General features: G+C 36.2%; 19 protein-coding genes and 1 pseudogene. 12 read left to right on the forward strand and 8 right to left on the reverse strand.

The annotated features are described in order from the left end of the window. The first annotated feature begins 21 nt into the window (after nt 1–21). Entirely contained in the window at nt 22–789 is a 768-nt protein-coding gene (locus tag F960_RS09880; RefSeq protein WP_004863446.1) for an SDR family oxidoreductase, read from the forward strand. 7 nt (nt 790–796) lie between these two features. Here the strand turns inward: F960_RS09880 and F960_RS09885 are convergent, their stop codons facing one another. After that, nucleotides 797–1672: a LysR family transcriptional regulator gene (locus F960_RS09885; protein ID WP_004863448.1), complete on the reverse strand. Its 876-nt coding sequence runs from the start codon at nt 1670–1672 to the stop codon at nt 797–799. A gap of 388 nt (nt 1673–2060) precedes the next feature. Between F960_RS09885 and F960_RS09895 the strand changes: the two genes are divergently transcribed. Beyond that, entirely contained in the window at nt 2061–2675 is a 615-nt protein-coding gene (locus F960_RS09895; protein ID WP_004863452.1) for a LysE family translocator, read from the forward strand. Between the two features lie 229 nt (nt 2676–2904). Beyond that, nucleotides 2905–3096 (forward strand): hypothetical protein, encoded by a 192-nt coding sequence (locus tag F960_RS09900; RefSeq protein WP_004863455.1) that lies wholly within the window; start codon nt 2905–2907, stop codon nt 3094–3096. Here F960_RS09900 and F960_RS09905 read toward each other — a convergent pair. Beyond that, nucleotides 3082–3471 (reverse strand): transcriptional regulator, encoded by a 390-nt coding sequence (locus F960_RS09905; RefSeq protein WP_004863457.1) that lies wholly within the window; start codon nt 3469–3471, stop codon nt 3082–3084. The two genes, F960_RS09900 and F960_RS09905, sit on opposite strands and share 15 nt — an antisense overlap. A 447-nt stretch (nt 3472–3918) precedes the next feature. Between F960_RS09905 and F960_RS22960 the strand changes: the two genes are divergently transcribed. After that, on the forward strand, nt 3919–5778 hold the full coding sequence (locus F960_RS22960; protein WP_004863460.1) for a YadA-like family protein: 1860 nt from the start codon (nt 3919–3921) through the stop codon (nt 5776–5778). A gap of 158 nt (nt 5779–5936) precedes the next feature. Here F960_RS22960 and F960_RS09915 read toward each other — a convergent pair whose 3' ends face one another. Further along, nucleotides 5937–6311 (reverse strand): diacylglycerol kinase, encoded by a 375-nt coding sequence (locus tag F960_RS09915; RefSeq protein WP_035374290.1) that lies wholly within the window; start codon nt 6309–6311, stop codon nt 5937–5939. A 180-nt stretch (nt 6312–6491) separates the two neighbouring features. On the opposite strand from F960_RS09915, the gene F960_RS09920 reads away from it, so the two are divergent. Then, nucleotides 6492–7454 carry an IS30 family transposase gene (locus F960_RS09920; RefSeq protein WP_004854881.1) on the forward strand — a complete coding sequence of 321 codons (963 nt, stop codon included), beginning with the start codon at nt 6492–6494 and terminating at the stop codon, nt 7452–7454. 89 nt (nt 7455–7543) lie between these two features. Continuing rightward, entirely contained in the window at nt 7544–8518 is a 975-nt protein-coding gene (locus F960_RS09925) for an MBL fold metallo-hydrolase (protein WP_020846445.1), read from the forward strand. A 100-nt stretch (nt 8519–8618) separates the two neighbouring features. Here the strand turns inward: F960_RS09925 and F960_RS09930 are convergent, their stop codons facing one another. Beyond that, on the reverse strand, nt 8619–9740 hold the full coding sequence (locus tag F960_RS09930) for a glycerophosphodiester phosphodiesterase (RefSeq protein WP_004863469.1): 1122 nt from the start codon (nt 9738–9740) through the stop codon (nt 8619–8621). A gap of 278 nt (nt 9741–10018) precedes the next feature. Here F960_RS09930 and F960_RS09935 point away from each other — a divergent pair, with 278 nt between their 5' ends. The 6 genes from F960_RS09935 (at nt 10019) to F960_RS09960 (ending at nt 16779) form a co-directional block, all read left to right on the forward strand. Continuing rightward, nucleotides 10019–13114: a multidrug efflux RND transporter permease subunit gene (locus F960_RS09935; protein ID WP_004863472.1), complete on the forward strand. Its 3096-nt coding sequence runs from the start codon at nt 10019–10021 to the stop codon at nt 13112–13114. A gap of 231 nt (nt 13115–13345) precedes the next feature. Further along, nucleotides 13346–14686 (forward strand): magnesium transporter, encoded by a 1341-nt coding sequence (gene mgtE / locus F960_RS09940; protein WP_004863474.1) that lies wholly within the window; start codon nt 13346–13348, stop codon nt 14684–14686. A 48-nt stretch (nt 14687–14734) separates the two neighbouring features. Next, on the forward strand, nt 14735–15322 hold the full coding sequence (locus F960_RS09945; RefSeq protein ID WP_004863478.1) for a DUF4112 domain-containing protein: 588 nt from the start codon (nt 14735–14737) through the stop codon (nt 15320–15322). A gap of 83 nt (nt 15323–15405) precedes the next feature. Next, entirely contained in the window at nt 15406–15780 is a 375-nt protein-coding gene (locus tag F960_RS09950; RefSeq protein WP_004863480.1) for a hypothetical protein, read from the forward strand. A gap of 29 nt (nt 15781–15809) precedes the next feature. Beyond that, the gene (locus F960_RS23115) at nt 15810–15944 is read left to right on the forward strand and encodes a hypothetical protein (RefSeq protein ID WP_004863482.1); all 135 of its coding nucleotides are present in this window, start codon (nt 15810–15812) and stop codon (nt 15942–15944) included. A 100-nt stretch (nt 15945–16044) separates the two neighbouring features. Beyond that, nucleotides 16045–16779 carry a hypothetical protein gene (locus tag F960_RS09960; RefSeq protein ID WP_004863484.1) on the forward strand — a complete coding sequence of 245 codons (735 nt, stop codon included), beginning with the start codon at nt 16045–16047 and terminating at the stop codon, nt 16777–16779. Between the two features lie 412 nt (nt 16780–17191). Here F960_RS09960 and F960_RS09965 read toward each other — a convergent pair whose 3' ends face one another. From F960_RS09965 to F960_RS09980, 4 genes and pseudogenes are all read right to left on the reverse strand, one after another. Continuing rightward, nucleotides 17192–18331: a porin gene (locus tag F960_RS09965; RefSeq protein WP_004863488.1), complete on the reverse strand. Its 1140-nt coding sequence runs from the start codon at nt 18329–18331 to the stop codon at nt 17192–17194. 84 nt (nt 18332–18415) lie between these two features. Next, on the reverse strand, nt 18416–19897 hold the full coding sequence (locus F960_RS09970) for an oligopeptide:H+ symporter (protein ID WP_004863496.1): 1482 nt from the start codon (nt 19895–19897) through the stop codon (nt 18416–18418). Nucleotides 19898–20277: 380 nt separating this feature from the next. Beyond that, nucleotides 20278–21183 carry a protease HtpX gene (htpX, locus tag F960_RS09975; protein WP_004863498.1) on the reverse strand — a complete coding sequence of 302 codons (906 nt, stop codon included), beginning with the start codon at nt 21181–21183 and terminating at the stop codon, nt 20278–20280. Nucleotides 21184–21698: 515 nt separating this feature from the next. Further along, nucleotides 21699–22353: pseudogene (locus F960_RS09980) on the reverse strand (lytic transglycosylase domain-containing protein); the annotation flags it as partial. Nucleotides 22354–22530: the final 177 nt, after the last annotated feature.

The following is a 22530-nucleotide window of genomic DNA, read 5'->3' on the forward strand; positions in this document are numbered from 1 at the left end:
ATTTAAAAATAGGACAGCTACATGCAAAATAGCATTATCGTGACAGGTGCAGCACAAGGCATTGGTGCTGCTGTAGTGATTCAATTATTAAAAGAAGGTTATAGCGTTATAGGTTTAGATCAGCATCCTGATGTTGAGCAGTGGCAAGTCAATCAAATGATCACGGATCAGTATAGGGAAAATTGGCAGGCTTTTGCGCAGGATATTACCGCATTTCAAGACACTGAAAAGCTGATTGATCAAGTGCTCAAGCAGTATCATGTGGTGGCTTTGGTGAATGTCGCAGGGATACTCACCATGACGTCGTTATTTGATGCAACGCTTAAACAATGGCAAGACAGTTTGCAGGTCAATTTACTTGCACCGATTATGTTGAGTCAGCAAGTTGCACGACATTTTTATGCAAATAAGCAGGGCAGTATCGTGACTGTAAGCTCAAACAGCGCGCGCATGCCACGAACCCAATTGGGCTTGTATGCCACAACTAAGGTAGCATTGAGTCATTTTTGTCGAAATTTGGCTTTAGAAGTTGCGCCTTATGTGCGAGTCAATATCGTCTCCCCCGGCTCGACTTTGACACAAATGCAAAAGCAGCTTTGGAGCGATGATCGACCACCTTTGGCTGTTTTAGAAGGTGATTTGGCTCAATTCCGTACGGGTATTCCTTTAAAAAAATTGGCTGAACCCAGTGATATCGCCAATACGATCAGTTTTTTACTCTCAGCAAATGCAGCACAAATCACCATGCAAGAAATCGTGGTGGATGGTGGGGCAACGCTAGGGGTTTAAAAACATTTTATTCTCGGATCATCGACTGACTGGATTGCATCTGTTGTTTTAGCCATTCTAAAAAAATCATTTTTCTTGGATCTTCATGAAAAGCATTATGCGAAAGCAAATGATATGAAGATCCATCTGAAACAACAGCTGAGATTGTTTTTAATAATTGATATTTCAGTTCTTTCTCGATCATATAAATCGAGATAACGGTACGACCTAAGCCTGCCATGCAAGCTTCTAGGCACAGGTAGAAGTGCTCAAATTCAGTTTTCGAAGAAGTATCCAATACCTGCGCTAAGCCTTGAATCTTTTTAATCTGTTTTAAAAAATGGGGTCTAGAATTTGAAATCAATAATTCATCTGCAACGGATGCATGACTTGATTCAACACCCACAATATATTCATCTGCGATTTTTTCACTAAAAATATGTTCACCCCAAGCAAAATCATTACGTCGTATCGCAAGATCGATATGATTTTTAGCAAAGTCGATCGAGCCACCTCCAGTCAGTAAAACAATATCAAAGCCGTGAGCTTGGGCTTTAAATTGTGCTAATCGTGGGATCAGCCATTTCATGGAAAGGGTGGGTTCGCAGGATAGAACTAAAGATGTTTGCAATGAATTTTGCTGCGTTAACTCAATTAGGCATTGGTCGAGTTGTGAAAATATTTTTTGGCAACAACTCAACAAAATCTCTCCATCTTTTGTGAGAGAAAAAGATTTATTTTTGCGGTCAAATAAAGTGAGATCTAAGCAATGTTCTAGGTTATAGATTTGTTTACTGACTGCACTTTGAGTCACAAATAATTTATTTGCAGCCAAAGTTACACTGCCGTAGCTGGCAACGAAATAAAAAAATTTAAGTGAATTCAGTGATATTTTTTCGATCATTCCAAAAACTCATATTATCCTAGTCGGTTTTTTTGATTTTCATTTGATTATTTATATTGAAAAATAAAAAAATATTTTGCAATCTGCATAAATGATATGAAAAACAAGATTAAAGATGTTGCTAAGCTCGCTAGATTTATTATGAATCGAGCGAATCTATATGCACTTATTCAAAGTGAAAGAATATATATTGTATTAATCATATTCCAAAAAGGACTAAGCGTTACGATATTTTATCAATTTTTAATGCAGTATTTTGTAAAGTGTTTTCAATATATTAGTACTCAAACATCTGCTTGTGACCAAACTTTTTTTCGGATTTTTCTCAATTTAACGCTTAGCAAGCCTGAACCGTGTCATACACTTTTGTCTAAAGTGGTGGGATGATATGGCAGAGTTTATAGCGGTAATGATGATCACGGTTCTAGCGGTGATAAGCCCGGGGGCAGATTTTGCAGTAGTCACAAAGCATAGTTATTTATATGGTCGTAAAGCAGGTATTTTAACCTCGCTCGGGATTTCACTCGGTGTCGTACTCCATGTGGCTTACACCTTGCTTGCTTTAAGTTTTGTGATGGCTTTTACACCTTATATTTTAACTGCCGTGAAATATGTCGGTGCGATTTACCTAATTTACATTGGGTATAAAACCATGATCCAAAAACCCATTACTGATACAGCTGATCAAAATTCTCTCAATCCTTTTCAAGCAATAAAGTATGGGTTTTTGACCAATGCGCTCAATCCTAAAACGACTTTATTTGTGGTCAGCACATATACTCAAATTATTCAACCAGCGACTGCAAAAGCTATTTTATTGGGTTATGGCGCATTTATAGCAGCAGCGCATTTTGTCTGGTTTGCATCGGTTGCCAGTGTTTTTTCATCCAAACGTTTAAGGGCTAAAATGCTGGCAAAACAAGTCCTGATCAATAGGATCATCGGGACGATATTATGTGGATTGGGATTGGCTTTGTTGTTTTTTCAGGTTTTTGATGATTGATAATTTAACAATACATAACTTAAATTTTTATTCAAAGAGTTATTTATTCATTAGTCTTATGGAAAATAAGAAAATTATTTTTTAATATAAAATATTTATAATACATGTATTTATATTTAATCCAGCTAAAAATTTTAACTATAGACAGAAATAATAATAAAATATAAACTACAAAAATTCATAATTATGTATTTTATATTTTTTTTTGTAACTTTACTTAGATGTTTATATGATTAAAAAGTTAGAACAAAAATCTTGCCAGAAAGATCGATTAGGGGATGATTTTGTATGTATTTCAAAGTCCGAATTAAAGATGCTTTATCAAAAAATAAAAGAATATGAGGATTTAATTCAAGGCTATAGAAAATCGTTACAAGAGCAGCAGAGCCAAGTTTTAAAAAATAATTTAAGACTGAGATAACTCATCTATTAGTAATTTGACTATTTCTTGTTTTTTGGGGCTGAGCAATAAAAATTTTTCAAAATATTCGGATGTAATATTATTATGAGATTTTGAAGGATTTACTGAATTTTGCTTCGGTTGAGGTGTATCTTCACCGAACCTAAGCCATTGCATTGGAACATCAAGCCAGATAGCAAGTATCATTAATTTGTCTTGATTTGGGATAGCTTTTCCTAATATCCAGTTATTTGCAGATTGAACACTTATTGGTTGACCGTGGTAACGATTATTAAATTCGTTACATAAATAAGTGGGGCTGATAGGGTAGTTAGCTTTAGTTAAAGCACTTTTTAATCTAACTGAAAATTGGAGTTTTTCCTGTAAACTACTCATATTATTTACTATAAAATCCCAAAAAAAATATTATATATAAAACAATAAAATGCATTGCAAACAAAGAAAAAAGTATAAGAGATAATGATTTAAAAAGCAATTTTGCAGTTAACATTTCAATAAAAACATATGGATAGCTGACATTTAAAAAAAATTAACACAAACATTTTGTATTTTTTTTAGCAATATTTAAAATTGAAAAATCAATCAAATATTAATTTAAAAATAAAAAATAAATATATATTAGTGGTTTAATTTAAAAAATATAAAATTAATCAAATTTTGATTGATAAGTTTGTTTGATTTTGTATATGATAAGCCGTTACCGCAGTGCGGTGGGGGAAGAGTGGCGAATGACGATTAGTAACCATATGTCCGCTTGAATTTTGCTGGTTTATGAAAAATTGGGATAAACCAGCCTATTTATAATAAATTTGGGAAATTTATATGAAATTTCAAAAAACATTTTTAGCCGTAAGTCTTGCAGTAGCAGCAGTAGCAGCAAGTGCACAGGATGCAAAGCCAGTTTCAGTTACTGAGAATTTAGTAAATTTAAATCCAATCTATGGTGGTAATGGGGTAAATATTTTAGATTGGGTTAATGCACCTGTTCATGGCATTCATGCAACGAATTCATTAATACAAGATTTAGATATCGATTGGTTGCCAACGATTGGTATTATTGAAACTGGAAATGGACGAGATGTTGCTCTTGATTTAGGTTCACAAACTGTAAACCAAACTAATCAAGCTGGTAATGAAGTAAAATATGACGTCTTCAAATATAAAACTCTTGATGGAACAACAGTTTATCAATTTGTAAATCCAAAAACCAATGAGAAAATACAAGGCTATTACGTTCGTGATGCTCTAGGTAATCTTACACAATATACGGGTTCATCTACAATTGATGTAAACACGCTCCAAAAAGGTGGTCAAATTTCAGGTACGACTGGTAGCCAATTAACCACCGGTTATGAAAATCGTCAAGTGAATGGGGAACGTATTATTTATGGTTATCAGGGAGGTACTGCAATTAATGCTGGTACTGTTGAAGGTACGATAGTTGCTCCAGAGGGTTCATCTACTGAAGAATATTTAACTGGTACTTTGGGTCAAAACCAAACAGCCTCTATGGATATTCGTTATGTCCAATCTGGTATTTTAGCAAATACAGGCACTGGTCCAGTAACAGATCCTTCAAAAAACATTTATGGTATCAGTGCTCGTGATAACAATAATCTTGTGATGATGACAGGTAACGGTATAGCTTTAGCTGATCTATCAAATAAAGGAGTATTACAAACTGATGGTAGTATTATTAACAGAACATTAGTGAAATCAAATGTAAGTGGTACTCAAAAAACACGTGAATATGATGTAAATGGTAAACGTGTTTTAGAAGTATATAATGATGACGAAGGTCGCGAATTAGCATCAAAATACTATGAAATCGTAGATAACGGTACTGAGTTGGTTGAATATACTGGAACGACTCCGACTTCAGGAACACATATCAAAACTGGTACGGCACAGTATGATGAAGGTCTTTTTGAAATTGCCAAAGTTCATAACACTGTAACCAATAAAAATGTGACTTATAGTGAATCTGTTATGACAACTGAACAAACTCGTGTTCAGGCTGGTATTACAACTCCAGGATCTTCTACAACAGATGTAGATACTACATTTGATCAATCTAATCCAACAGTAAAAATTGAACAGTCTGTTTCTACTGGTGTAATAGGGAAGAATGCTGATCAAACAAATAAATATGGTTTAGAAGTGACTCGAACTGAAGCTGGTAAAGATGATCAAAAAACTACAATAACTGCTGATGGTATTAAAACTACAGGGATTATTGATGCTGCAGATTATCAAATTAATGGTGTAAGTATTGTTGATAATATTAAAACATCTGTAGATTCTGCAGTTGCTGATGCTTCAGATGCAATTGACCAAAAAATTGTAGAAGTTGATCAACGTTTAACAGAGTTTAATGCTTCAGCTGCTAAAATTAATAGCCGTGTTGATCAATTAAACAACCGAATTGATGATGTTGAGAAAACTGCTTATCGTGGTGTAGCCATAGCTTTAGCAGCTCAACAACAAATTCCTAATATTCAACCAGGTCAATTTGCTGTATTCGGTGGTGTAGGTCACTATGAAGGTGAATCTGCTGCAGCACTAGGCGTTGCTGGGGTATTTGGTAATGGTCGTACTTCAGTAAGTGCAGCAGTAGGTTTAGCTGGTGGTGGTGAAGTTGGAGGACGTGTTGGTTTAGCTTATATTTTTGGCGGTAAATAATAAAGTTAAATTATCATAATTTATTGAAGAAGCTTAAATATTGATATTTAAGCTTCTTTTTTCTAGATCAATAGGAAAAGTTATAATTTTTTTAGATACTAGATGATCTCAGAAATATAATTGATCCTAAGTCTACAGAAAATATTATAGATCTGACCCTACAAAAATAAAATCATCACCCAAGTGATTGCAATGATCGTAAGTGCGACAAATTGAGCAGCACTTCCCATATCCTTGGCATTTTTAGAAAGCTCATTTTTCTCTAAAGAAACACGATCCACGACCGCTTCAATCGCTGAATTAAACAATTCAACAATAATTGCCAGTAAACAGACCGCGATCATTAGCGCTTGTTCGCCACGACTGACGTCTAGAAAAAAACTAAGTGGAATCAAAATAATATTGATGAAAATAATTTGACGAAATGCAGCTTCATTACTAAAAGCAGCTTTAAACCCTGCAATAGAATAGCTGGTTGCATTGAAAATACGTCTTAGGCCAGTTTTGCCTTTAAAAGGAGAATAGTCACTCATTACTAAAACTTTTTTAAATTTTAAGGCAAAATAGCACATTAACCTTAAAAATATATGATTTTTAGGCGATTAATTTCGCAGATTCAAATCCCAAGTGCAACACACTTGTAGTTAGTTGAAAAAGTTAGGTGTATTCATAGAATCATTAGACTTTTTCAACTCGCAATTGGAAAGCACACAATGAAGAAATACACCCAACTTTCTCAAGATGAAAGATACGAAATTTATGCTACTTTGAAAAGTAAAAGTTCAATCGCTAGCCTTGCTCGGGAGTTAGGGCGTTCACGATCAACCATCTACCGTGAGTTAAAAAGAAATACTGGGCAACGTGGATATAGAGCTCAACAGGCAGCGAAATTTGCAAGTCAAAGACGGTACCATCCTTCATCATCCATGACAGCATTTGCCTTCGCTTATATTGATTACTTAATTGGCTTAGACTGGTCACCAGAACAAATTTCAGGTGCTTTAACACAACGCGGTTGGCTGGATGTACCTTCACATGAGTGGATTTACCAGCACATTTATCAAGATAAATCACAAGGAGGTAACCTCCATCTACACTTAAGGCATCAGAAGAAATATCGAAAACGAGGTTACAAAAACACGGATCGTAGAGGGCAAATCATTGATAAAACAAGTATTCATTGCCGAGACCAGGTCATTGATCAGCGACAACGTTTAGGAGATTTCGAAGGTGATACGGTGATTGGTAAACATCATAAAGGAGCTTTATTAACCCTCGTTGATCGAAAGAGCCTGTACGTACATATTGTTCATTTAGGGTCAACGAGAGCATCCTCTAAAACGATTACTTGTGCATTAGATCGTTTACGAATGAGCCATGCTTATAGTGTAACATTTGATAATGGAAAGGAATTTGCCGAACACAAAAGAATTACTGATGTCGGCATAGATACTTATTTTGCTGATCCTTACAAGTCTATTCAGCGAGCTAGAAATGAAAATACGAATGGTTTAATCCGGCAATATCTGCCAAAATCATCATCGTTTGATGACGTGTCAAACGATGAAATAGAGCAGATAGAATTTTCACTCAACCATCGTCCTAGAAAAACACTAGGCTGGTATACGCCAAGTGAAGTTATGGCTGGTTTTTATACTGTTGCACTTGCTGCTTGAATCCGCCTTTATTTTTATATTAAGAAAAATTTATTTAAGTGGGAATAAGCATGGGGAAAATAATTTTTTGTTTCATATTGGGGCTTTGCGTGTCTATTTTAGCAGGGGCAAATTCTGAGTTAGCAGATAAAAATCATCAAAGCAAAAATCAATCTGATAAATTAAAAGTATTTTTTATTGACCAAGAGAGTAAGGCAGAGCCATTTTTTCATTTTAATTTTGGTAAATATAAAATCACAGCACTTTCAGATGGTTATATCACATTAGATTCGACGATTTTTAATCAGAATCTTCCAGAGCAGCAACTCGAACAGATACAAAAGCAATTTTTTAAAAATACCAAGCTCAATATGCCAGTCAACGCTTTTTTGATTGCCGATGGCAAAGATCTGACTTTGATTGATAGTGGTGCAGGAGCGTGTATTGCTGATGGAAAAGCAGGGCATTTAGCCCAAAATATCGTATTGGCGGGTTATCAATTAAGTCAAATTAAAACGATTTTCTTAACGCATTTGCATCGTGATCATGTGTGTGGTCTGAGTCAGCAGGGCAAAAAAGTTTTCCCAAATGCCATGATTTATGTCAGTGAAAATGAAGCCAATTATTGGTTAAATGATCAGACTTTAGCAAGTTTGGAACAGCATCAAAGGCAACAATATCTGGACAATTCAGAACAAATCCGTATTGCGTTAAAGCCTTATCGAAGCACAGATCAATTTAAAACATTTCAGTCTGCAGCCAATATCAATGGCATAGATGTGATTCCTATTTCGGGTCATAGTCTTGGACATTATGGTTTTCAGATCATACAAGCTCAGCAAAAAATGGTGTTTGTGGGGGATTTGGTGCATTCAAATTTGGCGCAGTTTGCCTATCCTACATTGTCTGTTGCTTTTGATCATGATCCGATTTTGGCTGCATTAACCCGTGAAAAATTGTTTAAACAATTTGCCGATCAAAACAGCATTGTTGCTGCTGCACATTTACCATTTCCGGGGATCGGCTCAGTAAAATCTATAGCAAATCATCAATATCTTTGGCTAGGTTTAACGTCGAAACCTTAAAGATTTTTGGATATTTATAAATTTGGGTATTTATAAAATAGCGAAGAACCAAAGACTCCTTTGAGCCTTTGGTTTTGTATTTTAAGGGTTATTTCGAAGCTTATTTTAAATAAGGTTGAACTGCTTTACGCCCGATCGCAGGATCATCCGTGAAGAGCCCATCTACACCTGCTTTAAAAAATAGCTGCATTTCTTTGATCGAACCTGCTTCACATTTTTCTGCAGCTTTGGCGCTACATTTAAATGCATTTGGCAGGAAATTATTTTCAGGTCTAAAAGTGTATGGGTGAACTTTTAGTTTTGCTGCATGTGCATCTTTTATAAAGTTGGTCGGAGTTTGTGTGTTAAACGGAATAATATAGTCTTTTGACGGTCCAACCCCTTGTGCATATTTGGCAACTTCTTTGAGTCCTGTAGGTGTTGCCATATCAGCATAGGTGGTTTTCAATCCTTTTGCTGCATAGTCGGCAGGGATTGTTGTCTTAGCATCATAGAGCTGGATGAGTTTGGCATTTTTCAATGTCTTATGTAAGGCAAGTTGATCTTTGAAATATTTCAGATTGTTGACTTCAAAAGACTGGATATAAATCGGTGCAATCTCACGCGTGTATTTATATTTTGCCAAAGTTTTGAGTAGGTTATCTTCGAGTGCTAAGTTGACAGATTGAAAATACGTCGGATGTTTAGTCTCTATATACAAACCGATGACTTTTCCTGTTTTTGTATAGTGCTTTTCAGCCAACAAAATGATTTGATCTAAAGTTGGGACATTAAATTTGTCATTGTACTGAACATTGCCGGGTCTAAGATCAGGTATACGTTCACGTGCTTTGACTTGGTTTAACTCATTCAAGCTTAAGTCTTCTGTGAACCAACCTTTGAGTTGTTGACCATCAATGATCTTGGTTTTTTGACGATCTGCAAATTGAGTTAGGGTGCTAATATTGGTTGTACCACCAATTTCATTTTCATGTCGTGCCACCAAGACACCATCTTTTGTCGAAACCAAATCTGGTTCAATAAAATCAGCGCCATCATCAATTGCTTTTTGATAGGCCTCAAGTGTATGTTCTGGACGTAGTGCACTGGCACCACGATGACCAATAATAATGACATTCGGTTCTTTATATGTAGGATTGGGTTTTACAACAATTTTATTATCATCATCATTGCATCCTGCAAGCCCAATTAAAGCTGTGAGTAAAATCGTTTTCTTTATCATTTTTGCTCTTTATTTAAATAGATTATTGGATTTAAGATTATGAATTATAATGATTTCATTAAAATGAAAAATCGGTTAAATTTATATGAAAATTTCCGTGTATAAATTGCGTTTATATTCATGCTTTCTTCATAATTAGAGATCTAATTGAGAATTTTGTAAAATTGCTTGAATTGAATTTAGGTTAAAGAACATGATTGCATTTAATCTTTCCTGCACAGATCTATTTTAAAATATAGATCAATCTTAAATGCTGTACTGACTTAGAATTTGAACAAATGTTGTCAAAATTTTTTATTCAACGTCCAATTTTTGCAGGTGTAATTGCCATTGTTATTATGGCTTTTGGTATTTTTGCATTATTAAACTTGCCTGTTGAACGTTATCCAGATATTGCACCACCCAAAATTTCCATTTCCGCCAACTATAGCGGTGCAGATGCACAAACAGTTGAGCAAAGTGTTACCCAGATTTTAGAACAACAAATTCAGGGAATTGACCATTTACTGTATTTTAGTTCGAGTAGTGATTCGACGGGACGAAGTCGAATCAGTATTAGCTTTGAAAATGGTACAAATCCTGATACGGCACAGGTGCAAGTACAAAACAGCATCAATTCTGTTTTGAAAAGGCTACCTGATGAGGTACAGCGTCAAGGGGTCAGCGTTACCAAATCACTCGGCGATACTTTTATGGTGATTGGTTTGTATGACGAATCCAATAAGAGTAGTGGGTTTGCTTTGGCGGATTATTTGGCAACGCATATCCAAGATGAGTTGGGTCGCCTTGAAGGTGTTGGAGAGTTAGATACTTTCGGCTCACAATATGCGATGCGAATTTGGCTCGATCCTTTCAAATTGCGTCAGTACAATTTGATGCCAAGCGACATTACCCAAGCCGTTGAAGCACAAAACAACCAAGTGGCAGCTGGTGGGATCGGTGATCTACCCACCAATAATCAACAATATTTAAATGCCAAAGTGACTGCGGGTTCAAAACTAAAAACAGTCGCTGATTTTGAAAATATCATCGTAAAAGGTGATAAAGCAGGTGCATTTGTTTATCTTAAAGATGTTGCTCGTGTCGAGTTAGGTGCTGAAAATTATCAATTTTTAACCACTATCAATGGTCATGCAGCAGCAGGTTTAGCGATTTCATTGAGTTCTGGTGCAAATGCAATTCAGACATCGAAACTGATTAAAGATAAGCTTAATCAGCTTTCTACGCAGCTTCCTGCGGGCTATAAAATCGATTATCCGCGCGACAATACACCTTTTGTGCAAGAGTCGATTAAAGAGGTCGTCAAAACGCTGTTTGAAGCAATTTTGCTGGTCATCATCGTGATGTTTATATTCTTGCAAAGTTGGCGAGCAACCTTGATCCCTGCGATTACTGTACCGATTGTGATCTTGGGTACTTTTGGTGTGCTTTATGTCATGGGCTTGAGTATCAATACTTTGACCTTGTTTGCACTGGTTCTGGCGATCGGTTTATTGGTTGATGATGCAATTGTCGTGGTTGAAAATGTCGAACGTTTGATGCAAGAACAAAAAATGTCAGCCAAAGAAGCATCCATTGAATCCATGCAAGAAATCAGTGGTGCATTGATCGGGATCACTTTGGTTTTGACTTCGGTTTTTATTCCGATGGCATTTTTTGGTGGTTCTACTGGGGTGATCTATCGCCAATTTTCGATCAGTCTTGTGGCAGCGATGGCATTATCGTTATTCGTTGCACTGGTATTGACACCTGCTTTGTGTGCACTGATTTTAAAGCCAAATCATCATCAAGCCAAATGGGCAACTTGGTTCAATCAGAAAATTGAAGGCATTAAAAAGTTCTATCTCGGTTTTTCAGAAAAAACCATCGCCAATAAAACCACAATTTGGGTCTGTTTCTTTGCTCTAATCACATTATTTGCGTTGCTATATAAAGGCTTACCAAGCAGTTTTATTCCCAAAGAAGATCAGGGCATGTTGAGTGTGCAATTTTCTGTGGCTGAAGGTGCGCCAATGTGGAAAGCACAGGAAACAGGCGAAAAAATCCGTCAGTATTTTCTGGAAAATGAAAAACAAAATGTAGATATTGCATTGATTCGTTATGGACGAAACTTCTCAGGAAGTGGGCAAAATCTAGGACAAGGGTTTATTGCCTTGAAGCCTTGGGCGGATCGTAGTGCAAAGCATGATTCGGCAGACGCGATTCAAAAACGTGCTATGCAATATTTTAAAGATGATCCAAATGCCAAAATAAATATTACATTGCCTGCTTCGGTGAGTGGTCTTGGTTCTACCGATGGTTTGGATTTTTGGATTCGAGATCTCAATGGTCAAGGTCAGCAAGCTTTGCAAGATACATTTAAAGTCATGCAAGACCAAACGAAACAATTTACCAGTTTTAGTCAGCTTGAAAAGCAGTCTACAGATAGCAAATCCAATCTCAATGTCAAAATTGATTCTAAGCAAGTGATTGCCAATGGACTGAAAATTGATGATGTAAATAGCACACTTTCATCCGCATGGGGCAGTACCTATATCAATGACTTCATTGATCGTGGTCGAATCAAAAAAGTTATTATGCAATCTGATATCGACTACCGGGCAACGCCAGAAAATCTACAAGACTGGTCAGTACGAAATGATGCCAATCAAATGGTTCCTTTCAGTGCTTTCTCATCGGTCAATTGGAGCGGTGGTCCAGATATTTTAAAACGCTATATGGGTTATGGTGCTTTACAGCTACAAGCCAACGTGTCTGCTAGTTCAAGTTCTGGTCAAGCCATGCAGGATTTAAATCAGATGGTTGATCAGATGCCGGGTACAGATTTGCAATGGACAGGTTTGTCTTATGAGGAAAAACAATCCAGTAGCCAAGCGTTGATTTTGTATTTGGTTTCGATTGGTTTTGTATTTTTATGCTTGGCAGCACTCTATGAAAGTTGGTCGATTCCGACCGCTGTGATGGCGGCAATTCCCTTAGGTATTGGTGGGAATATCATTTTTGCCAAAATATTAGGCTTACCCAATGATATTTATTTCCAGATTGCTTTGCTGACCACGATTGGTTTGTCATGTAAAAATGCCATTTTAATCGTGGAATTTGCTGCTATGGCGCAGGAAAAAGGTAAAACTGCTATCGCCGCTGCACTTGAAGGTGCGGGATTGCGCTTACGTCCTATTTTAATGACATCTATTGCCTTTGGTGCAGGTGTCTTGCCTTTGGTCTTTGCCTTTGGTGCAGGTTCAGTCAGCCGTCATGAGATCGGTGTGAGCGTATTGGGTGGTGTGATTTTTGGGACCATTTTAGTTCTGATCTTCATTCCATTTATGTATGTCTTTATCCGAAGTGTTTTTAAACGTAAATCAAAAGCATAAATTTAATATGGTGTCTCATCATTTATCCAGTATGAACGTTGGATAAGTGGTGAGATGCACAGTTTTAATAATTAAAATGATAAAAAACAACAGTGTATGATTTATTTTATCAATATTTAATTAAAATATTCCCCAAAACATCATAAATACTAAAACTACACTGAAGTGATTGAATATTCACAAGATAATGTGTGCAATTTTTCGATGAATCATCTTGGGAGAATAAAAATAATGAAGCAAAATAATTTTCTCTATCTATTGAATGATGCGCTGCAAAATCAAAATATTCAGTTGGCATTGGACTCAGTGAAAACTTTTAAAGCGGTTGATTTAGCAGATATTTTATCTCAGTTACCACTCGATTCCGCACAGTTGTTGTTGATCAATTTACCGCAACGTGCTTATGTATTTTCATATCTTGCACCTGAAGTACAAGTGAAAATCGGCAATGGATTGTCTAGAGCTGATTTGGCAGAAATTATAGGTGAAATGTCATCTGATAAACGTGCCGATGTTTTTAAACAATTAGATCTAGAACAGCAAAATGCCTTATGGCCTGCTTTGGCACAAGCTGAAAGAGAAGACATTCGCCAACTTGCACAGCATGCGGAGGGCACTGCTGGGGCTATTATGAGCTCTGAGTATGCCATGTTGACGGCTGAGCTCAATGTTGCTGAAGCGATACAGATGCTACGTTTTGAAGCGCCTGATACAGAGACGATTTATGTGGCTTATGTAGTCGATCAAGCACGAAAATTGTTGGGTGTCGTGTCATTAAAACAGTTAATTTTAGCGTCAGAAGATACTTTGATCCGTGATTTGATGACAACAGATATTATTTTTGTTACGACCGATACGGACAATGATCAGGTGGCAAAAATCATTTCTCGATATGATTTGTTAGCATTACCAATCATCGACGAGCAGGGCACGATGGTCGGTATCGTGACCTATGATGATGCGATGGATGTGGCTCGTGATGAGGCAACCGAAGATTTCTTAAAATCAAGTGCGGTGAACGCTTCATCAAAGTTGAGCATCAAAACAGCGCCTATTTTTCAGCTTTATAAAAAAAGGGTGTTTTGGTTGGTGGTTTTGGTTTTTGGTAGTTTGCTATCGGGGATCGGGATCGCACATTTTGAAGGGATTATTTCAAAAAATATCGTACTGGTATTCTTTTTGCCACTACTGGTCGGTAGTGGTGGAAATGCAGGCGCGCAGTCAGCTACGCTCATGGTACGTGCGCTGGCAACAGGAGATGTTGTTGCCAAAGATTGGGTTTTTCTGATGCTCAAAGAAACCTTAGTTGCACTGACTTTGGGATTAACGATGGCTGCTGCTGTTTCTATTTTAGGGTTTTACCGTGGTGGAGAAATGGTTGCTTTGGTTTTGGCACTCAGCATGATGGGCATTGTTTTGCTGGGCTGTCTGATTGGGACGAGTCTGCCATTTATATTGAATTTGCTTAAACTCGATCCTGCAAGTGCTTCTGCGCCATTAGTGACTTCGATTTGTGATGCGACGGGTGTTTTGGTGTATTTGTATATTGCATCACAATTATTATCACTTTAGTTATAATAAGTTGATATTTTTTAAACCTTGATTAGGTATGAGAATGAGATGAACCAAGAAAAAAAATTATCAAAAAATGAAGTGATTCGTCTTGAACGTGATCTAGCAAAATACGCCAATATCATGGATTCAGTGGTCCGTATCCCATTTACCAAACAAGGCATGGGAGCAGATGCTGCGTTGAGTACCATTCCTATAGCAGGGGATGTGGCGGGTTTTGTGTTGACCTGTTATGCGGTATATAAAGCCAAACAAATAGGTGTGCCTCAGGCCAAACTCAATGGGGTGCTAAAACTGGCGGTGATTGATGGTGTGGTGGGATGTATTCCTGTCTTGGGTACTGTTTTTGATATATTTATTCGACCAAGTCGCAAGGCGCTTGATGTGGTACATGAACATATTCGTGAAGAATATCAGATTGATAGTGAAAGCCATGTCATACATCCATTTTTACATGAAAGTTTGGAAAAAAAGCAGCAAAGTTCTGCATTTTGGCGTAATCCAGTCATAGCATGGTTTTGGCTGCACATACCCGATTTATTGGGTGCGATTTTGTTGGTTTTAATTGGGATTGCGCTTTGGTTCGGTTTTACTACGCTTTGGCATTGGTTCCAACAATTTGAAATGTCACGCTAAAATATTCTAGCGTGACAACACATTTTTAAACTGGGCTAGGTAAAGATTTTTAGAAGGAAGAGGTCCTGTGTCAGGTCAACTAGGTGATAAAGCGTCGTATAATTATGTTAAAGAATTTAGAAAAGAAAAAGCAAAATAATACTGATGTTTCATTAATTTTTAATGGAAATAAAATTTATAGTGTAACCAATCAACTTGATATTTTTGATGTGGAAAATAAAAAATCAAATTTTATTTTTGGATATTGTTTTTGGGTATCGCAACCATCATTGTTAGTAAGTTCTAATAAATTGATAGGTTTAACATATCTATTAGACAAAGAATATCGTGATCTGGTTTTAAAATGGGTTTTAAATACGAATAATCCTCATCTTAATATTAAATCATCAAAACATACAGAATATTATGGGGAGAAGGTTGGGGGGATGAATTGTTTTTTGAAGTGCACTGGATCATAGATATACCCGATAGAATAGAAGGTTTGGCAATGACTGAAGATTTTTGGATTTATAAAAAGGACGGAGAAGACGATATAGAGAGTTTATGTGCTATCGGGTTAGACGATCCTAAGAAAATTGCTGACGCATATGATTTAGAATGGCACCCTGACTTAATCGAGTAAGTCTGAGTAAATGATAAATTGAGAATATAAATAAAACATGTAAGCCTTATAAATCTAATGCGTGAATTACAAAAGAGTCAAAGATAAGGACAGACATACGATGAATGATTTGCAAGTTAGTTTATTTTCATTAGAATCTTTATTTGATAAACGAGAAATGTGGAAAGCTTTTTTTACAAATTTAGAGAATATATTTGATCTAAAAATTAGTCATATTGATAAAAATGACCCGATGCGAAATAAAGTAAAAAATTTAGATGAAGTCGTAGATTATATTGGTATTTTTGGAGGCGAAGAAGATACTCTAAATATTTTATTTGCGAAGTCAAAAAAATATGATTTATTTGTATTGCTAGAATTAAATAAAGCGAAGTCAACTGTAGGTAATGGTTTTGATATGGTTTATATTAGCTTTCATGAGGAATTTATTAAACAAAAAGAAAACGTAGAGAAAGTGTATTTATTTTTTAAAGAAAGCATAAGTGTGATTAAACCATTTTATGCTGTTTGTGATGATACGATTAATATTAAAGTTAAAAAGAAAAATAATGGATTTCCCGTCAATTATGAAGAAGAGTTGCCAGGTATTTTTTGGTTAACATATTTTAATAAAAAATACTCAGATTTTTTTGATCTAAAAAATAAAAATATACCATTTGAGGTTGTAGAGAATACATCAGGTACAATACTTCGATTAGGAGAGTCTCCTCATCACATAGTCTATGATCGATTTGAGGCTGAAAAAGAACTAGGAACTAAGTCATTTGTTGAATTGGATGCAATCCTAAACAAACCTTTTGGTAAATATGTTCTTTTATTTAAAGATCTAATTTAGGGGCTTTTGATATTCCATAAGGAATATGATTTATAGATATTGGAGTTCTTGCGTAAGTTATTTTTTGCTCAAATTTATACTCCCATCATTGTGCCTCAAAACCTAATAAAATTTGCAATTAAGGCAGGATGCCGTCCGTTGAACAAGGGCTACAGGGATGTATGCCCATTTGTTCGACAATGGTTTTCTTGCGAAATATATTTCTCATTTGTCCGAAAACAAAGTAAGAAAGATAGTCTACGCAAAGTAAAATAAATGACTCAAGGTAAATGTGACTGTATGATTCTTTTCATCCAAATATTTGATCATTATTAATTTATAAAAGAACTCTATTCTTTCAATTTCACTGCGAAAGCTATGCCATGTATCCGTTTGTAATGTCACGCTAAAAATATTCTAGCGTGACAACACATTAAAAACTGAGAAAAAAAGTTAACCAAGTCGAATCTTTTTCAGCATTATCCGTAGTTGACGCAAAAGTATGTTCCGCGATTACTTTGATGCCATGACCGAAATTTGTAGATAGCCCCACATATTGATGATCGGCATGAAAATCATTGTTGCTTTTGAGTTTTAAGCGATCCGCAGCAACAAAGGGTTGAACGGACTTGAGAAAAACTTTATCAAATTTAAATGTATATCCTGCAAATGCTTCTAGCCCATAACCATCTCCAGCGAAATAATGTTTAATATTTTGATTTTCAGTTGCAGGTACAAAATCGTTGTAGTAACTGGCTGTTGCCACCAAATACCACTGTGATGGCGTTAGGGTAATCGCAGAACCTACAATATTTTGGTCATAGTTTTGACTATTTTCATGCAAATCAAACATTTTTGCTTTGGTATGGCTATAAGCCACGCTCAAAGTTGTGGTTTTATTTAAACTATAATCTAGCCCGATCCCTTCACCTGATTGGCGTTTGTAAAATTGCTCGGCTCCACCATCAATGCTTTTTTCTGGAAAGAGATAATTGAGATAGAGCTTATAAGGACCAAAAGTATTGGTATACATGAGGCTGTTCTTGGCACGGTTTGCGCCATCATACAAGCCATTAATGCCTATTCCAGTTGCACCAGCATGACCATCATTGTCCCAAACATCACTTTTTAGACCGATGACACTGTAATACATTCCATATTGCTGACCATAGGTCAGTGTTCCATATTTTTCATCTTCAAAGCCGACATAAGCAAGCCGTCGAGTAGTGCGATGCGCATTTTCTTTATAATGACCATCCAGATCTAAAATCTTCGGAACATTAATCCCAAGTTCATAATAACCAATGAAATTGGTTTGATCTGATAAGGCATATTTTGAAGTAAAACGTAAACGGCTTAGTCCATCATGACCATTTCTCATATAGCTGGGTTCATCGCCCATGTTGTTGACCCATTCTGGTCGGATTTGACCACCAAATTGGAAACTTAAGGGGGAGAGTAAGCTATTTGAAAATTGGCCTTTGGAAATGACATCAATTTCAGCATGGCTAAGGCTAGGAAGAATTGCAGACAAAGCAAGTCCCCCAACCCAATATTTCAGGTTGTTTTTCAAGTGAATATCCTATGATTTATTGGGGCAGTTGATATTTCAAATTGCTTGTGACGCAATTTACTGATGAAATATCAACAATGGTCCCTATATATTATTTTCAAGATTTTGTTGTGTTGTACCGAAATCTGGTTCGCGCATTTTATTTAAACGAGATGCAAAAATAAGCATGATCGTTGCAATGATGAGCGTCACGATACCGATTTGCATAAATACATGTTGATAGGCAGCCAAACTCTGAACTGGACTCAACTTCGCGCCGTCGGGTGCAGTTGCCAGATTTGCCACAAATCCAGCGATAATACTTCCACATGCCACAGTTAGTAGCCAACATCCCATTGCAAAGCCCGAATATTTCTCAGGGACCAGTTGAGCGATCATGGCTGGACCTAGACTGGCAATCATTAACTCGCCAACGCACTGCAGTGCATAAGAAGCTACCAACCACCAGACACTAATCAAATAGTGGCTATTGGCGAACAGAATCCCCAGCGGGAGCAGAAAATAGGCAAATGAAGCGAGAAACATACCGACAGTAAACTTATAGGTCATGGGAAAACGATGTCCAAGTTTGGTTAGTCTTTCCGCTAAAATTGGACTTAAAATCATGATCCAGAAAGGATTGAGAGATTGGTACTGTTCGCCTTGTACGGTAAAACCAAAAATTTCTTTTTCGACATGGTGAATGGCAAAAAAGTTGAGAGAAGTAAATGTTTGGCTATAAAGCGTATAAAATACAATAGCTTGAATCATTAAAATAAAAGCTAAAAGCATTTTTTTACGATTTGCTTGGTCTTGTTTAAATGTAATCCAGAAATAACTTGCAATTACGACTACACCGATTAACGCAAGTGTAATATGTGCAATGCTAAGATGTTGCAAGATCAGCGAGGTAAGATAAATCACTACAAAGATCCCGATGATACTGAGCAGTAGATTTTTTTTGTTGATCGGTTTTAAGTCAGGTGCTGAACCATAATCTTTAAACCATTTTTGAAAAATCAGATAGTTCAAGAGCGCGATGACTAAGCCAACTGAACTCAGTGCAAAAGCAATACTCCAGCCAAAGTGAGTTGCAACCAAAGGTGTGATGAGCATCGTGACAAAGGAACCAATATTCACAGCCATATAGAACAGCATATAAGCTGCTTCTAAGCGTGAATCCGTTTTATCATATAGATAGGCAAGCGTAGCAGTTGTATTGGATTTAAACAGACCATTACCCACCGCAATCGTCGCCATCGCGATATATAACATTTCAAGATTAGAACTGAATGCCATCAAGGCATAACCAGCAGATAAAACAACTGTACCGATTGCAATCAGTCTTTTATTGCCGAGGATATGATCACCCAGCCAGCCTCCGATACAGATCAATCCATACACCAAAGCCATAAAAGCAGCCATGAGAGTAATTGTAGAGCGTTCAGACAAGCCCAGCATTTTCACCATATATACAGCCAAAATACTCTGTACACCGTAGTATCCGAACCTTTCCCAGAACTCGACAATGAAAATAATATAGAAGGGTTTAGGTTGGTTAAATAATTGGCTTTGCGATAATTTCAATATTTTTGCTCCATTTTTTAAGTTTTATAGGCTTCCAGCGCAAGAGATATAAGCAAAATAGGAAGTTTTAAACTGTTGTGTTTTGTAGCACGGAGCTGCTTTATTATTTAAATAAAATAAACAATTATACTTATAGCGAAAATTGAAAAACAAATCATTCCATAATTTTATATGACTTATAACTATTTAAATTTATTGATATATTCACTTATTTTAGTTTAAATAATATTCAACTAGAAAAATCATATAAATCATTGAAATTTATATTTTTATTTGAATGGTTGAAAAGTAATCAAATCTGTATTTTTTTATTTACAAAAACATAAAATAACAAAAGCCAGCAATGATGCTGGCTTCTATTTAAGTTTGAAAATACGCTTTTATCGAAGATTTAATTGCTGTAAAGCTGCAACACGTTGTTCGATTGAGGGGTGAGTTTGGAACAAAGCAGCCAAGCTAAAACCTTGTTCTTTACCTTCCGCAATCGCGAACGCTTTCATTTCTTTTGGCATTTGATCTGGCATTTCAGATTCTTGTTGTAAACGAAGCAAAGCAGCAATCATGGCATCTTTACCCGCTAAACGCGCACCCGCTTCATCGGCACGATATTCACGATGGCGTGAGAACCACATCACGATGGCTGAAGCCAAGATACCAAACACGATATCCAATACGATAGTAATCGCAAAATAAGCAAGTCCTGGCGCTTCACCATCTTCACGACCAAATACATTACGGTCAATGAAGTCACCTACAACACGTGCAAAGAACATTACAAAGGCGTTCACAACACCTTGAATTAGCGATAAGGTGACCATATCACCATTGGCAACGTGTCCAATTTCATGCGCCAAAACTGCACGCAATTCATCTTTGTTCATACGTTCCAAAAGCCCAGTTGATACCGAAACAAGGGCATCATTTTTATTCCAACCAGTGGCAAAGGCATTGGATTGATATGAAGGGAAAATACCTACGTCAGGCATTTTAATACCAGAACGTTGGGAAAGATCTGCAACTGTTTGCAACAACCAAACTTCAGCTTGGTTACGTGGAGCATTCGGATCAATTAGCTCAGTACCAGTTGTTTTTAGAGCCATCCATTTTGACATAAAAAGTGAAATCAACGATCCCACCATACCGAATACAAAACAGATTACGAGCAAGTTGCCTAAGTTTAGACCGCCAGCACCGTGATAACTACCTACACCAAGTACCGAAAGAATGATACCTGCTACAACTAGTACCGCGAGGTTGGTTAGCAAAAACAAACCAATCCGCATCATTGAGAAATCCTCTTATAAATAATAAATGTTAGATTTAACATCGATAAATCTTGGGAATTAATATGAAGTGTCATCAGTCAAATTTCAAGAGCTACATAAAAAAATTCTAAGATTTCTTAAAGAAAACTTAAAAAATTAAAATAAGCTGAAAAAATTGCGAAAAAAAGGATTAAATATATGAAAAATATTAAATTAAAAATGATAAAACAATGTGAATAATTTCTTCAAATAAGAAAACAAAATTAAATATTGCAATATAAAGCTACATATTGCATAGAATTATCATTTTAAGATTTTGAACAATTAAGTTTAATTAATGTTGATGTGCGCAGTCGCAGTTGCATTCGCTGTAGAAAAAGAACCTGAACTCATCGATGCACGGTCATCAGCTGAAATAATGTAGCGTTGTTGCGAATATTGGTTTGTATTTTGATTGGAAGGCGTTTGAGCTGCATTGCTTGAAGCATTTGAATAATTAGTTTTTTGTGAAGAAGCATAGTTATTGGCATTGATATTCAGTCCGATGCCATTTGAGTACAAATTATTGTAACGACTCGTCACTCTTTTTACATAGTCTTGTGTTTCTCTAAAAGGAGGAATGCCACCATATTTTTGTACATTGCCTTCACCAGCATTGTAAGCTGCAAGTGCTAAAGCGGTATTGCCATTAAAACGTTTAAGCAACCAACTTAAATATTGAGCACCGCCGTAAATGTTTTGTGCAGGATCATAAGCATTAGACACATTAAAACGTCTGGCTGTAGCTGGCATAAGTTGCATTAGACCTTGAGCACCAACAGGAGAGCGGGCATTGGTATTGAAACCAGACTCGGTGTGCATAACGGCTTTAATTAAACCTTCGGAAATACCGTGTTGCGTAGCAGCTTGTTTGATAATCGAATCAAACGCGTTTTTATTATTGCTATAACTTGGTAGTACAGCAGATTCAGAATTGCCCCAGTTTTTATAGGCATGGATATTACTTTCTGGATAATAAGTCACTTTAACTTTGGTCAGGGAACTGTCATGGCTTTTTTTATTGGTTAACAGCACATCGCCATTTCTATCTTTATAAATGAACATCTGACCAGCAGCACATGCCGAAGACAGTAAAAATAATACTGTACATGTCGCAGAAAAATGGCCGTATTTTAAATAATAATGTTTCATTGTAATGAATATATTCTATAAATATTTAATGCAAAAAAAGGAAATACAGGTAAAAAAACACGCTGTATCCAATGATTCTAGTTGTAGCAATCTATGTAAAAAAAATCAAGTCAATTTGATGGATAACTAATCAAAAAAAAAATTAATTTTTTTTTAAAAGCTGTCTATTGACATATG

Source organism: Acinetobacter gerneri DSM 14967 = CIP 107464 = MTCC 9824 (assembly GCF_000368565.1).
GTDB lineage: Bacteria > Pseudomonadota > Gammaproteobacteria > Pseudomonadales > Moraxellaceae > Acinetobacter > Acinetobacter gerneri.

Excerpts from the sequence above, each read along its gene's own strand:
- F960_RS09880 (WP_004863446.1), top strand. The coding sequence starts at position 22 with ATGCAAAATAGCATTATCGTGACAGGTGCAGCACAAGGCATTGGTGCT.
- F960_RS09885 (WP_004863448.1), bottom strand. The coding sequence starts at position 1,672 with ATGATCGAAAAAATATCACTGAATTCACTTAAATTTTTTTATTTCGTT.
- F960_RS09895 (WP_004863452.1), top strand. The coding sequence starts at position 2,061 with ATGGCAGAGTTTATAGCGGTAATGATGATCACGGTTCTAGCGGTGATA.
- F960_RS09900 (WP_004863455.1), top strand. The coding sequence starts at position 2,905 with ATGATTAAAAAGTTAGAACAAAAATCTTGCCAGAAAGATCGATTAGGG.
- F960_RS09905 (WP_004863457.1), bottom strand. The coding sequence starts at position 3,471 with ATGAGTAGTTTACAGGAAAAACTCCAATTTTCAGTTAGATTAAAAAGT.
- F960_RS22960 (WP_004863460.1), top strand. The coding sequence starts at position 3,919 with ATGAAATTTCAAAAAACATTTTTAGCCGTAAGTCTTGCAGTAGCAGCA.
- F960_RS09915 (WP_035374290.1), bottom strand. The coding sequence starts at position 6,311 with ATGAGTGACTATTCTCCTTTTAAAGGCAAAACTGGCCTAAGACGTATT.
- F960_RS09920 (WP_004854881.1), top strand. The coding sequence starts at position 6,492 with ATGAAGAAATACACCCAACTTTCTCAAGATGAAAGATACGAAATTTAT.
- F960_RS09930 (WP_004863469.1), bottom strand. The coding sequence starts at position 9,740 with ATGATAAAGAAAACGATTTTACTCACAGCTTTAATTGGGCTTGCAGGA.
- F960_RS09935 (WP_004863472.1), top strand. The coding sequence starts at position 10,019 with ATGTTGTCAAAATTTTTTATTCAACGTCCAATTTTTGCAGGTGTAATT.
- mgtE (WP_004863474.1), top strand. The coding sequence starts at position 13,346 with ATGAAGCAAAATAATTTTCTCTATCTATTGAATGATGCGCTGCAAAAT.
- F960_RS09945 (WP_004863478.1), top strand. The coding sequence starts at position 14,735 with ATGAACCAAGAAAAAAAATTATCAAAAAATGAAGTGATTCGTCTTGAA.
- F960_RS23115 (WP_004863482.1), top strand. The coding sequence starts at position 15,810 with ATGACTGAAGATTTTTGGATTTATAAAAAGGACGGAGAAGACGATATA.
- F960_RS09960 (WP_004863484.1), top strand. The coding sequence starts at position 16,045 with ATGAATGATTTGCAAGTTAGTTTATTTTCATTAGAATCTTTATTTGAT.
- htpX (WP_004863498.1), bottom strand. The coding sequence starts at position 21,183 with ATGATGCGGATTGGTTTGTTTTTGCTAACCAACCTCGCGGTACTAGTT.